Below are 12434 nucleotides of genomic sequence, written 5' to 3' on the forward strand. Positions count from 1 at the left end.
CCGGTCTCGGGGGGAGATTGGCTGGACCGGTCTCGAGAGGAAGTAAACTCCACCTTGCGGCCGCGGGCTTTGCGCTGGATCAAACGGGGCCCGGACATGCGTCAGGCGGCCATGCCTCCCACCCGGACCACGTTGCAGCGGACCCAGAGGGTTTCGAGGGCGGCGACGAGGGCGTCCATCATGGCGTCGGTGTGGGCGGGGCTGGGCGTGAAGCGCAGCCGCTCGGTTCCGCGCGGCACGGTGGGGAAGTTGATCGGCTGGACGTAGATCCCGTGGTCCTCCAGCAGGATGTCGCTGATCATCTTGCAGTGGACGGGATCGCCCACCAGCACCGGCACGATGTGGGAGACGCTGTCCATCACCGGCAGGCCGGCGGCGCGCATCTTGGCCTTCAGGGTCGCGGCGCGCTCCTGGTGGGCCTGGCGGACCTCGTCGTGTTCCTTCAGCCAGCGGATCGAGGCGGCGGCGCCTGCGGCCAGCGCGGGCGGCAGCGAGGTCGTGAAGATGAAGCCGTCGGCGTAGCTGCGGATGGCGTCGACGATCACCGCGTCGGCGGCGATGTAGCCGCCCATCACCCCGAAGGCCTTGCCCAGGGTGCCCTCGACGATGTCGATCTGGTCCATCACCCCGTCGCGCTCGGCCACGCCCGCGCCGCGGGGGCCGTACATGCCCACCGCATGGACCTCGTCCAGGTAGGTCATGGCGCCGTACTTCCGGGCCAGGGCCACCATGGCCGGCAGGTCGGCGATGTCGCCGTCCATGGAATAGACGCTCTCGAAGGCGATCAGCTTGGGCGCGGCCGGATCGGCGGCGGCCAGCAGCTCCTCCAGGTGCGCCAGGTCGTTGTGGCGGAAGACGTGCCGCTGCTCGCGCTTGCCCGCCCGGATGCCCGAGATCATCGAGTTGTGGTTCAGGGCGTCGGAGAAGACCACCAGGCCCGGCAGGATCTTGTAGAGCGTCGACAGGGTCGCCTCGTTGGAGACGTAGCCCGAGGTGAACAGCAGCGCCGCCTCCTTGCCGTGCAGGTCGGCGAGCTCGCGCTCCAGCTCCACGTGATAGTGCGTCGTGCCCGAGATGTTGCGGGTGCCGCCCGAGCCGGCCCCGGCCGCCTCGATCGCCCGGTGCATGGCGTCCAGCACCACCGGGTTCTGGCCCTGGCCCAGGTAGTCGTTCGAGCACCAGACCACGACATCCGATTCGGAGCCGTCGGCCTTCGTCCAGGTCGCCCGCGGGAACGCCCCGCGATGCCGCTTCAGGTCCGCGAACACCCGGTAACGGCCCTCGGCCTGCACGCGGTCCAGGGCGGAGGCGAAAGCGGTCTTGTAGTCCATGGCGGCCGGTCCCGAGGATGCTGACTGGAGGACGCATCCTCGGGCCGTACGCCCGCGCCGGCCTTGATCTGGATCAGACCCGGCGACGGAAGGGCTCAGGCGGCCTTCTTCTTGCGGCCGCTGGAGAGCAGGCTGATGAGGGCCGCGGCGGCGGTGAGCGCGGCGGCGGCCGAGGCGATCGGATGCTCCTTCACCTCCTGGGCGGCCTTGCGGGCCAGGTCCTTGGCGGCTTCGGGCGCCTTGGCGATCGCCGCGTCCTTGGCGGCGGGAACCTTGGCGGCGAGGTCCTCGGCGGCGCGGCGCACCGCCGCAGCGGCCTCGGCCACCGCCTTCTCGGCGTCGTCGCTCAGGCGGTCGGCGGCCTCGCGCAGGGCCTTGGCGACATCCTCGACGGTGTCCTCGACGTCGTGCTTGATCTGGCGGGTCAGGTTCTTCTTGGACATGGGCGGCTCCGGTGAACGCGGTTCGTTCGCCGGCTACCCTGGGGCCCCTCGGGAAGCTGCGCCTTGACCTTGGTCAACCTGTTCGAGCGCGGCCGCGAGCCTGGCCAGCAGGGCCTCGCGCGCGGCGTCGTCGGCGGCCGCCTCCAGCCGCTCGTTGAGATCGAGCAGCAGGGCCGAGCGGGCGTTGTGCCAGTCGGGACGCGCTCCCGCGCCGGCCGGCAGGCGCGGCGCCCCCGGCTGCAGCTCGGCGTCGGTGCGCTGCAGGACGTAGCGGTCGTCGAGGGCCGGGATCGCCAGCCGGTCGGCCGCGAAGCCCTCCCCCGCCAGCCGCCCGCGCAGGCCCTCCAGCGACTCCGGCTCGCCGTGCGCCAGGAAGGTCATGCCCGCGACCGGCCCGCGCGCCTTGGCCCAGGCGGCCAGGGCCTCGGCGTCGGCGTGGCCGGAGTAGATGTCCAGCGAGCGGATCCGGGCGCGCACGGCGATGTCCTCGCCCTGGATGCGCACCCGGCTCGCGCCCTCCACCAGGAAGCGGCCCAGGGTGCCTGCCGCCTGGAAGCCCGGGATCAGCACGGTGGCGTCCCGCCGCCACAGCAGGCGCTTCAGGTGCTTGCGCACCCGGCCGGCCTCGCACATGCCGCTGGCGGCGACGATGACGTGCCAGCCGGCCAGCCGCTCCAGGCCGTCGCTGTCGGCCGGGTCCTTCAGGAACTTCAGCCGCCCCGAGGAGCGCAGGCCCTCGTAGGGGTTGCGGCCCATGGCGTGGCTGAAGCCGCGCCGGCGGAACACCTCGGTGGCCTCGATGGCCAGCGGGGAGTCCAGGAAGATGTCCACGGGCGGGATGTCGCCGCCCTCCACCAGGATCTCGAGGTCGGCCAGGATCTCCTGCGAGCGCTCGACGGCGAAGGCGGGGATCAGCAGCGGCCCGCCCGCGGCGCGCGCCTCGCGCAGCTCCTCGGCCAGCATCCGCCGGCGGGTGGCGGGATCGGGCGTCGGCCGGGCGCGGGCGCCGTAGGTGGACTCCACGATCAGGTGGTCGACCCCCGAGGGGCCCTCCGGATCGGCCACGAAGTCGCGGCCGCCGGGCCCGAGGTCGCCCGAGAACAGCAGGGTCATGGGCTCGCCGGCCCCCTCGTCGACCCGCACCTCGATCGAGGCCGAGCCCAGCATGTGGCCGGCGTTCCAGAAGACGGCGGTCACGCCGGGGGCGACCTCGACCTCGCGCTGCAGCTTCACCGTCCGGAACAGCTCCAGCGTCCGGTGGGCGTCGCGCACGGTGTAGATCGGCTCCACGGGCGGGCGGCCCCGCCGCTGGTTGCGGCGGTTGAGCTGGCGCACCTCGCTCTCCTGGATGTCCCCGGCGTCGGGGAGCATCACCGCGCAGAGGTCCCGGGTCGCGCCGGTGGACCAGATCTTCCCCTTGAAGCCCGCCCGCATCAGCTTGGGCAGCAGGCCCGAGTGGTCGATGTGGGCGTGGGTCAGCAGGACCGCGTCCACCTCCCGCGCGTCGAACGGGAACGGCTCGTAGTTCAGGGCCTTCAGCGACTTGGGGCCCTGGAACATGCCGCAGTCCACCAGCACCGTCGCCCGGCCGGTGACGATCCGGGCGCAGAAGCCGGTGACGCAGCCCGCCGCGCCGTGGAACGAGAGTTCGGCCATCAGGCGCGGGCGCGGGCGTCGCGCAGGTGCTCGCGGACGGCGTCGGCGTGGTCGTGGATCCGGTCGTGCGGGTCGGCGGCCTCCACGGCCCGGGCGACGGCCGGCGACAGCTCGGCCCGCAGCAGGCCCAGCGCCCGCGGCGGGGCCATGAGCACCAGGGTTTCGTAGGCCTTGCGGCGCAGGCCCGCCTCCAGCGCCTCGGCCACCTCGCGCATGAAGCGGCGCTCGGTCTCCAGGGCCGGATCGTGCTCGCCCGCCCCGTGCCGGCCGGAGCCGCCGTTGTTGTGGACGGTGACCTTGTGGCGATGGCTCTCCTCGCGCTCGGCCGCGGCCATGCGCAGGTCGGGCAGTTCGCGCACGTCGCCGGCGCGGACGCGCTCCTCGAAGATGCGCGCCTGGCGCGCATCGGCCGTGACGATCCAGGTGACGCCGGTCAGTTCCATGAAAGTCGATCTCCTTGCTTCGCCGGCAGCTCTAGCGGGGCAGTGCCGCGGCGGATGTGACGGCGATCAAAGCGCCCCCTGCGGGACCCTCCGTAGAACTACTTAGGTGCGACCCCTTAGGGGGACGCCACGAATTTCTTGCGGCCCGGCGCAGGCGTACCCCTTCGTCATCGACGCAGGAACTTCGCCATGACCCTCGCCTACTCGCTGGACGACCCCCGCACCGCCCGCCCGGCCGCCGCGCTGACGGAGGTCATGGACCGCCTCGGCACCAAGATGACCTTCGCGCGGGACGAGGAGATCTACGCCCAGGGCGACGACGTCGAATTCATGTACCGCCTGGCCAAGGGCGTCATCCGCACCAGCCGGGTGACCGCCGACGGCCGCCGGCAGGTTGGCGACTTCTACTATCCCGGCGACCTGTTCGGCCTGGAAGTGGGCCCCGACCACCAGTTCTCGGCAGAAGCGCTGACGGACTGCGAGATCCAGATGGTCCGCCGCGGCTCGGTCCGCGCCTTCGCCGGCGACGCCGAGTTGGACCGGGCGATCCTGGAAGCCACCCGCCGCGAGCTGCAACGGGTTCAGGACCACGTCCTCCTCCTGGGCCGCAAGAGCGCCCGCGAGAAGGTCGCCGCCTTCCTGATGAGCCTGGCCCAGCGCGACCCCAGCGCGGACGTCGAGCTGCCCATGGGCCGCCAGGACATGGCCGACTACCTGGGCCTGACCATCGAGACCGTCTCGCGCATGCTGACGCAGCTGCAGGGCGACGCCATCGTCGAGTTCCCGTCCTTCCGCCGCTTCCACGTCAAGAAGTGGCAGGCCCTGGAAGAACTCGTGGACTGACCGCATCACCCCCAGCGGCCGGGGGCGTCCAGCCGGCCGCGCGAAAGCGAGGGAGGCTCACATGTCCCAGAAGCAGGGGTCCCAGACCCAGGAACGTCCCGCGGCCGCCCGCACGGTCCAGCCGCACACCTTCACCAGCATCCTCGTCCACGTGGAGCCCGGCGTCACCGCCTCGCACCGCGTCGAGGTCGCCACACGGCTGGCGCGCGCCTTCGAGGCCAAGCTGATCGGCCTGGGCGCCGAGACCATCGACGCCATTCCAGCCGCCGATCCCTTCATGGGCTATGTGACCGCCGAGTGGATCTCCATGGCCCACGAGCAGGTCGACGCCGACCTGAAGAACGCCGAGGCCGCCTTCCGCCGCGACGCCGCGGGCGTCGAGACCGAATGGCGCCGCGTCCAGGACTTCCCGAGCCACGCCCTCGCCCGCTGCGCGCGGGCCGCCGACCTGGTGGTCGTGGGCGTCGGCGGCGGCGGCGGATCGAGCTACCGCCGGGCCGACCCTGCCGACGTGGTGATGGCCTGCGGCCGTCCGGTCCTGGTCACGCCCGAGCACGGGCCGCACCTGCACGCCAAGTCCATCGTGATCGCCTGGAAGGACACGCGCGAGGCCCGCCGGGCGGTCGCCGACGCCATGCCGTTCCTGAAGCGCGCCGACGAGGTGATCGTGCAGGCCGTCTGCTCGGACGACCAGCTCGAGACCGCCGCCTTCCAGACCAACGACGTGGTCGCCGCCCTGAAGCGCCACGGCGTGAACGCCCGCCCCAACGTCTCCACCGCCCATTCCGAGGGCGTGACGGGCGAGATCCAGCGGATCGCCGACCTCAACGGGGCGGATCTGATCGTCGCCGGCGCCTACGGGCACAGCCGCGCGGCCGAATGGGCCTTCGGCGGGGTGACCCGCGACCTGCTGATCGACCCGAAGCGCTACGTCCTGATGAGCCACTAGCGAGGCGCGCCCTGCGCTTCCGCCCGCCCCCGCGAAAGCGGGGGCTCAGGCATTTGCTCCGTCTCGTCCGGAGCGCCGGGGTTTCCGGCTCGGCCCCTACCCGCCCAGGGTCTCGAAGTAGGCGACGAGGTCCTCGGCGTCCTGGCGGCTGATGTGGATCGGCGGCATCTCGCCCGAGCCGTGCTCGGTGATCTCCGCGAACCGCTTCTGCAGCGAGAGGGCGTTGTAGCGCAGGTGCAGGTCGCTGAAGCGCGGGCCGCTGGCGGCGGGCGACTCGTCCAGGCCCACGGCGTGGCAGCCGGCGCAGCGGCGCTCGGCCAGCCGCTGGCCCCGCTCGGCCGACGGGCTCATCGGATCGGAGCCGGGCGGACCGTTGCTGGCGCACGCGGCGAGCGAGAGCGCGGCCAGGGTGGTCCCGGCGAGGATGCTTATCGAGCGCATGGCGCCCTCCCTTCGAGGCGGCGCGGGCCGCGCCGGCGTCATCATGGCCGCGAGCTTAGCCGCGCGCGCCTCCGTAAGGCTACTTAGGGGCGCGCCCGGACTGGCGGTCCCGCCGCAAGGCGGCGAGGCTAGCCGCTCTTCCGGAGGACCGACCATGCCCTACAAGGACCTGCTGTTCGCCGTCCTGACCTATCCCGACACGACGCCCGAGGCCGCCCTGCGGGGCGGGGCGGGCCTGGCCCGGCGGCTGGGGGGCGAGGCCACCGCGCTCGTCCTGCACGTGGACATCCCGACCCTGCACAACCGCCTGGCCAACCTGGTCGGCGGCTTCAACAAGCTGGCCGCCGAGGAGGAGGCCCGCAGCGCCACCCGCGCCCAGGAGGCCGCCGCCGCCTTCGCCAGGGCCGGGGCCGAGGTGGGCCTGACCGTCCATACGCAGATCGAGAAGGCGCCCCTCTACGAGGAGGGCGAGCGCGTCTGCGCCCACGCCCGCACCCGGGACCTGACGCTGATGCCGATCGGTCCGGCCGTGCTGGAGGACCGCGGGATCGCCGAGGCGGTGCTGTTCGGCTCGGGACGTCCGCTGGTGGTGTTCCCCGAGGCCGGCTGCTGCGGGGAGGAAGGCGAGTCCTTCAAGGCCGCCGCCATCGCCTGGGACTGCAGCGCCCGGGCCGCCCGCGCCGTGGCCGACGCCCTGCCCGCCCTGAAGCGCGCGGGCGAGGTGCGCATCCTGGCCGTCACCGGCGAGAAGCCCAGCGTCCGGGCCGGCGGGACCGCCGACCTCGTCCGGCACCTGAAGACCCACGGGATCGAGGCCGTCGTGGACGAGATCGACGCGCGCGGCGCGCCCATCGGCCGGGTCGTCGGAGACTACGTGGGCGAGCGCTGGATCGAGCTGCTGGTGATGGGCGGCTTCGGCCACAGCCGCGCCCGCGAGTTCGTCCTGGGCGGGGCCACGGCCGCGATGCTGGACGCCCCGCCCTGCGCCGTGCTGCTCTCGCACTGAGACAACCCGGGGGACGATTCGTGAGCGCGGGGCGGGGAAATCCGTTCGTCGGCCGCCTGCTGACGGTGGCGGCGTTCGTCGCGCTGGGCGCGCTCGTCTGGAAGCTGGCGGACGTCATCCTGCTGGCCTTCGGGGCGGTGCTCACCGCCGTCCTGCTGCACGCCCTCGCCGACCCGCTGGTCAGATACGCGCGCCTGCCCCGGCCCTGGGCCCTGACGGCGGCGGTGGTCGGCCTGACGGCGGCCACCTGGGGCACGCTGTACCTGTTCGGCCGCGAGGCGGCCCTGCAGCTCGCCGCGCTCAGCGAGTTGCTGCCCAACGCCTGGCGGGCGCTGCAGGGCGAGCTCTCGCGCTCGGTCCTGGGCGCCTACATCCTCGACGACCTGCGCAGCCTGCAGCACGCCGACGGCTTGATCGTGCAGCTCGGCCCGCGGCTGATCCGCGGCTCGGCCAGCGCCGGGGCGGCGGCGGTGATCGTCCTCTTCGCGGGCCTCTATCTCGCCTACAATCCAAGCACCTACCTCGGGGGGCTGCTGAAGCTCGTGCCGGCGCGCGGGCGCCAGCGCGCCGAGGAGGTGTTCAAGGCCTGCGGCAAGGCGCTGAACCGCTGGCTGGTCGGCCAGCTGATCTCGATGATGCTGGTCGGCGTGACCACCGGCGTGGGGCTGTGGCTGGCGGGCGTGCCTTCGCCGCTGGCGCTCGGCGTCGTCGCCGGCCTCGGCCAGTTCGTGCCGGTCGTGGGGCCGATGGTCTCGATGATCCCCGGCCTCATCATCGCCGCCGGCGCCGGCTGGGAGACCCTGGCCTGGACCGCGGTGGTCTATGTCGGCGCGATGCAGGCCGAGGCCAACGTCATCACCCCGCTGGTGCTGCGCCAGATGGTCGAGCTGCCGATGGCGGTGACCCTGTTCGCGGTGCTGGCCATGGGCGTGCTGCTGGGGCCGCTGGGCGTGCTGTTCGCCACGCCGCTGGCGGTGGTCGCCTATGTCGTCGTGCGGATGATCTACGTCGAGGACCTGCTGGGCGAGCGTCCCCCGGAGCGCCCAACGGAGCGCCCAACGGAGCGTCCCGCCGGCGGGACGGGATGAGCCCCGCCCCCGACGCAGGCGAAAGGTTGCCTCCGGCCGCCTTCCCGCCTACGCCTGGGGCCATGGGGCCTCCGGACAAGCTATCTCCACGCGCGTGGTGGCGCGGCCGCGTCGCCGGCTTCGGCGTCGCGATCGGCGCGACCGCGGCCTGCCTGATGCTGCGGCTGGCCCTGGAGCCGGTGATCCACGACCGGGCGCTGTTCCTGCTGTTCGTGCCGGCCCTGATGGCCGCCGCGGCGGTGGGCGGCTTCGCCCCGGCCCTGGCGGCCACCGTGGTCAGCCTGGCGATCCACGCGGCGCTGATGGGCGACAGCCTGGTCTCCGACACGGCCAACCTGATCAGCGCGGTGGTGTTCGCCCTGCTCGGCCTGCTGAGCGGCCTGGCCGGCTCGCACCTGCGCAAGATGGTCGCCGAGACCGAGCACGCCCTGGAGGACCTGGAGACCCGCGAGGCGCACCTGCGCTCGATCCTCGACACCGTGCCGGACGCCATGATCGTGATCGACGAGCACGGGGTCATGCAGTCGTTCAGCGCCGCGGCCGAGCGGCTGTTCGGCTGGACCGCCGCCGAGTCCATCGGCCGCAACGTCAGCGTGCTGATGCCCAACCCCTACCGCGACGCCCACGACGGCTACCTGCACCGCTACCTCTCCACCGGCGAGCGGCGGATCATCGGCATCGGCCGGGTGGTGGTGGGCGAGCGCAAGGACGGCTCGACCTTCCCGATGGAGCTGTCGGTGGGCGAGATGCGGGTGGGCGAGCGGCGCTTCTTCACCGGCTTCGTCCGCGACCTGACCGAACGCCAGGCCACCGAGCGGCGGCTGCAGGACCTGCAGTCCGAGCTGGTCCACGTGGCGCGCCTGACCGCCCTGGGCGAGATGGCCTCGGCCCTGGCCCACGAGCTGAACCAGCCGCTCTCGGCGGCGGCGAACTACGTCAAGGGCTCAGTCCGGCTGCTGGACCAGGAGCCGCTCGACAAGCCCAAGATCAAGGACGCCCTGAACCTGGCCGGCGAGCAGACCCTGCGGGCGGGCCAGATCATCCGCCGCCTGCGCGACTTCGTCGCCAAGGGCGAGGCCGAGCGCAGCCTCGAGAGCCTGCCCCAGCTGCTGGAGGAGGCCGGCGCCCTGGCCATGGTCGGCGCCAAGGAGCGCGGCGTGCGCCTGAGCTTCCAGATCAGCCCCGAGGTGGGCCTGGTGCTGGCCGACAAGGTGCAGATCCAGCAGGTCGTGCTGAACCTGATGCGCAACGCCATCGACGCCATGGAGGGCTCGGCCCGGCGCGAGCTGGTGGTCAGCGCCCGTCCGGTCGAGGACGAGATGGTCGAGATCTCGGTGGCCGACACCGGCCCGGGGGTCAGCCCCGAGGTGGCCGACCACCTGTTCCAGCCCTTCATCACCACCAAGCGGGAGGGGATGGGCGTGGGGCTGTCGATCAGCCGCACGATCGTCGAGGCCCACGGCGGGCGCATCTGGGTTGAGCCGAACCCCAAGGGCGGTGCTATCTTCCGCTTCACCCTTCGGGCGGTGGCGGATGAGGAGTTGACCGGCATTGAGTAGCGGTCTGGTGCATGTCATCGACGACGACGAGGCGATGCGCCAGTCGTTGCAGTTCCTGCTGGACACGGCGGGCTTCCAGGCGCGGACCTATGAGTCCGCGGTGCAGTTCCTGGAGGGGATCGAGATACTGGAGCCGGGCTGCATCGTCACCGACGTGCGGATGCCCGAGATGAACGGCCTGGAGCTGGTGCGCCGGCTGCGGACCCGGGGCGTGACCCAGCCGGTCATCGTCATCACCGGCCACGGCGACGTGCCGCTGGCGGTCGAGGCCATGAAGGCCGGCGTCGCCGACTTCCTGGAGAAGCCGTTCGACGACGAGGCGCTGCTGTCCGCGGTGCGCGCGGCCCTCGACACCCGGGTGCAGGACGACCGCCAGGACGCCGAGCGGCAGAAGTTCGAGTCCATGCTGGCGGGCCTGTCGCCGCGCGAGCAGGACGTGCTGCGCGGGGTCGTGGCCGGCAAGCCCAACAAGATCATCGCCTTCGAGCTGGGCATCAGCCCGCGGACGGTCGAGGTCTACCGGGCCAACGTGATGACCAAGACGGGGGCGTCCAGCCTCTCCGAACTGGTCCGGATGGCGCTGCTCGCGGGGTTCTAGCGGCGCCCGCCCGCCGTTGAGTTGCGTCAAAGCAGCCTTGCGCGGCGCCGGGCATTCTGCCTGCATGCCGCCGAGCCGCCCACCCCTGCCCCCGCTCATCGTCATCGTCGACGACGACCCTGGCCTGGCCGGAGGGTTGAAGTTCTCCCTCGAGGCCGAGGGCTATCGCGTGGAAACGCTGGAGACCGGCGAGGCGCTGCTGCTGCGCGACCTGCCCGAGGCCGACTGCTGCCTGGTGGTGGACGAGCGCCTGCCCGGGATCAGCGGCCTGAACGCGCTGGCCCAACTCCGCCGGCGGGGCGTGGACCTGCCGGCGCTGCTGATCACCAGCAATCCCAGCCCGGTGCTGCGGGACGCGGCCGCCGCGGCCGGGACGCCGATCATCGAAAAGCCCCTGCTGGGCGATGCGCTGCTGCAGCCCATCGCCGACGCCCTGGCCCGGGGGCGCGAAGGCGGCCGGGGGCGTTAGCCGTCAGTCCTTCGGCGAGCCGCGCAGCCAGACGAAGGCCAGCGGCAGCATGAACACCGCATAGCCGGCGATCACGAGCATCAGATAAGGCGTCAGCATGGTTTCCCCTCCGGTTGTCAGAGGCGGAAAGTCTCGGGCGCGGCCGCCTGCCGCGCCTTGATCCGGATCAAGCTGGACTGGGACGAGGTTGCCTCAGAGCGCCCGCGAGTGCCGGCCGGCCTCGGGCTGGAAGTAGGCGTCGAACGCCGCGCAGATCGAGCGGATGACCAGCCGGCCGGCGCCTTCCACCACCAGCGTCCCGCCGTCGCGGCGCACCAGGCCGTCGGCGAAGAAAGGCGCCAGCTTCTCGAGGGCGGGCGCGAGGTCGGCCAGGTCGCGGCCGTGGGCGGCGCAGACCGCGCCCAGATCCACGTGCAGGTCGCACATCAGCCGTTCGATGATCTCGCGCCGGAAGCGGTCGTCGGGGCTGACCGCGACGCCGCGGGCGATCGGCAGCCGGCCCTCGCGCACCGCCGCCCGCCAGCCGACCTCCTGGGCGATGTTCTGGGCGTAGCCCTGGGGCAGCGAGCCGATCGCCGAGCAGCCGAGGCCCAGCAGGGTGTCGGCCGCGTCGGTCGTATAGCCCTGGAAGTTCCGCCGCAGGCCGCCGTCGGACAGCGCCTGGGCCATCTCGTCGGTCTCGAGGGCGAAGTGGTCGAGGCCGATGCGGACATAGCCCTCGGCCGCCAGGCGCTCGGCGGCGGCCTCGCTCTGGGCCAGGCGCTCGGCGGGGCCCGGCAGGGCCTTCTCCTCGATCAGCTGCTGGTGGGCCTTCATCCACGGCACGTGGGCGTAGCCGAACAGGGCGATGCGCTCGGGCCGCAGGGCCACGATGGCGTCCACCGTGGAGAGGGTCGCCTCGGTCGTCTGGTGCGGCAGGCCGTACATCAGGTCGAGGTTCAGGGACCGGATCCCCGCCTCGCGCAGCCAGCCCACGCAGCGGGCGATGTCCTCGAAGCTCTCCTTGCGGTTCACCGCCGCCTGGACCTTGGGATCGAGGTTCTGCACCCCGAGGCTGGCCCGGTTCAGGCCGTGGAAGGCCGCCGCGCGCACCCAGTCGCGGGTCAGGACGGCGGGATCGAGCTCGGCCGCGACCTCCCGGTCGGGGGCCAGGGCGAAGACGTTGTCGAGGGCGCCGAAGATGGCCGCCAGCTCGTCCACCGAGAGCATGTTGGGCGTGCCGCCGCCGAAGTGGATGGCGGTGGCCTTGAGCTTCGCCGGCAGCGCCTGCTGCAGCAGGCCCATCTCGGCCAGCAGCAGCTGGACGTACTCGCGCACCGGCTCGTGCCGGTTCACCGCCCGGGTGTTGCAGCCGCAGTACCAGCAGAGCCGGGCGCAGAACGGGATGTGCAGGTAGAGCGAGACCGGATCCGCCGGCGGCAGCGCGGCCAGCCAGTCGCGGTAGATCGCTTCGTCCACCGCCGGCGAGAACTGCACGGCGGTGGGATAGCTGGTGTAGCGCGGCGCGGGGCCGTCGTACTTGGCGACGAGGTCGGCGAAGGCGGGCGCGATCTGGGGCGGGTGGATCATGGCGTCGTCCATCGCCCGGCGGGCCCTCCGGCGCCCTGA

At 72.6% G+C, this 12434-nt stretch carries 13 protein-coding genes; 7 read left to right on the forward strand and 6 right to left on the reverse strand.

What is annotated here, in order from left to right; all coding sequences use genetic code 11:
* Positions 1-101: 101 nt before the first annotated feature.
* From hemA to PHZ_RS21850, 4 genes are all read right to left on the reverse strand, one after another.
* On the reverse strand, positions 102-1331 hold the full coding sequence (gene hemA / locus PHZ_RS15500; RefSeq protein WP_012523342.1) for a 5-aminolevulinate synthase: 1230 nt from the start codon (positions 1329-1331) through the stop codon (positions 102-104).
* Positions 1332-1426: 95 nt separating this feature from the next.
* Positions 1427-1774 carry a hypothetical protein gene (locus tag PHZ_RS15505; RefSeq protein WP_041373605.1) on the reverse strand — a complete coding sequence of 116 codons (348 nt, stop codon included), beginning with the start codon at positions 1772-1774 and terminating at the stop codon, positions 1427-1429.
* Between the two features lie 33 nt (positions 1775-1807).
* Complete coding sequence (locus tag PHZ_RS15510; RefSeq protein WP_012523343.1) at positions 1808-3430, reverse strand: MBL fold metallo-hydrolase; 1623 nt, start codon at positions 3428-3430, stop codon at positions 1808-1810.
* Complete coding sequence (locus PHZ_RS21850) at positions 3430-3873, reverse strand: host attachment protein (protein WP_012523344.1); 444 nt, start codon at positions 3871-3873, stop codon at positions 3430-3432. Before PHZ_RS21850 ends, PHZ_RS15510 begins: the two co-directional genes overlap by 1 nt.
* A 189-nt stretch (positions 3874-4062) precedes the next feature.
* Here PHZ_RS21850 and PHZ_RS15520 point away from each other — a divergent pair, with 189 nt between their 5' ends.
* Positions 4063-4716, forward strand: a complete 654-nt coding sequence (locus PHZ_RS15520; RefSeq protein ID WP_012523345.1) for a helix-turn-helix domain-containing protein — start codon at positions 4063-4065, stop codon at positions 4714-4716.
* Between the two features lie 61 nt (positions 4717-4777).
* Positions 4778-5665, forward strand: a complete 888-nt coding sequence (locus PHZ_RS15525; protein ID WP_049758291.1) for a universal stress protein — start codon at positions 4778-4780, stop codon at positions 5663-5665.
* Between the two features lie 96 nt (positions 5666-5761).
* On the opposite strand, the gene PHZ_RS21855 is transcribed toward PHZ_RS15525, so the two are convergent.
* Positions 5762-6106: a c-type cytochrome gene (locus tag PHZ_RS21855; RefSeq protein ID WP_012523347.1), complete on the reverse strand. Its 345-nt coding sequence runs from the start codon at positions 6104-6106 to the stop codon at positions 5762-5764.
* Positions 6107-6260: 154 nt separating this feature from the next.
* Here PHZ_RS21855 and PHZ_RS15535 point away from each other — a divergent pair, with 154 nt between their 5' ends.
* The 5 genes from PHZ_RS15535 to PHZ_RS15555 all read left to right on the forward strand — a co-directional run bounded on the left by PHZ_RS15535 (position 6261) and on the right by PHZ_RS15555 (position 10826).
* Complete coding sequence (locus tag PHZ_RS15535; protein ID WP_012523348.1) at positions 6261-7112, forward strand: universal stress protein; 852 nt, start codon at positions 6261-6263, stop codon at positions 7110-7112.
* A 20-nt stretch (positions 7113-7132) separates the two neighbouring features.
* The gene (locus PHZ_RS15540) at positions 7133-8200 is read left to right on the forward strand and encodes an AI-2E family transporter (RefSeq protein WP_012523349.1); all 1068 of its coding nucleotides are present in this window, start codon (positions 7133-7135) and stop codon (positions 8198-8200) included.
* Positions 8201-8262: 62 nt separating this feature from the next.
* On the forward strand, positions 8263-9759 hold the full coding sequence (locus PHZ_RS15545; RefSeq protein ID WP_012523350.1) for a PAS domain S-box protein: 1497 nt from the start codon (positions 8263-8265) through the stop codon (positions 9757-9759).
* The gene (gene fixJ, locus PHZ_RS15550) at positions 9752-10357 is read left to right on the forward strand and encodes a response regulator FixJ (RefSeq protein ID WP_012523351.1); all 606 of its coding nucleotides are present in this window, start codon (positions 9752-9754) and stop codon (positions 10355-10357) included. The genes PHZ_RS15545 and fixJ overlap by 8 nt, the downstream gene beginning before the upstream one ends.
* A 64-nt stretch (positions 10358-10421) precedes the next feature.
* On the forward strand, positions 10422-10826 hold the full coding sequence (locus tag PHZ_RS15555; protein WP_083770973.1) for a response regulator: 405 nt from the start codon (positions 10422-10424) through the stop codon (positions 10824-10826).
* Between the two features lie 192 nt (positions 10827-11018).
* Here the strand turns inward: PHZ_RS15555 and hemN are convergent, their stop codons facing one another.
* Positions 11019-12407 carry an oxygen-independent coproporphyrinogen III oxidase gene (gene hemN, locus PHZ_RS15560; RefSeq protein ID WP_236611845.1) on the reverse strand — a complete coding sequence of 463 codons (1389 nt, stop codon included), beginning with the start codon at positions 12405-12407 and terminating at the stop codon, positions 11019-11021.
* Positions 12408-12434 lie beyond the last annotated feature (27 nt).

Source organism: Phenylobacterium zucineum HLK1, assembly GCF_000017265.1.
In the GTDB taxonomy this organism is placed as follows: Bacteria; Pseudomonadota; Alphaproteobacteria; order Caulobacterales; family Caulobacteraceae; genus Phenylobacterium; species Phenylobacterium zucineum.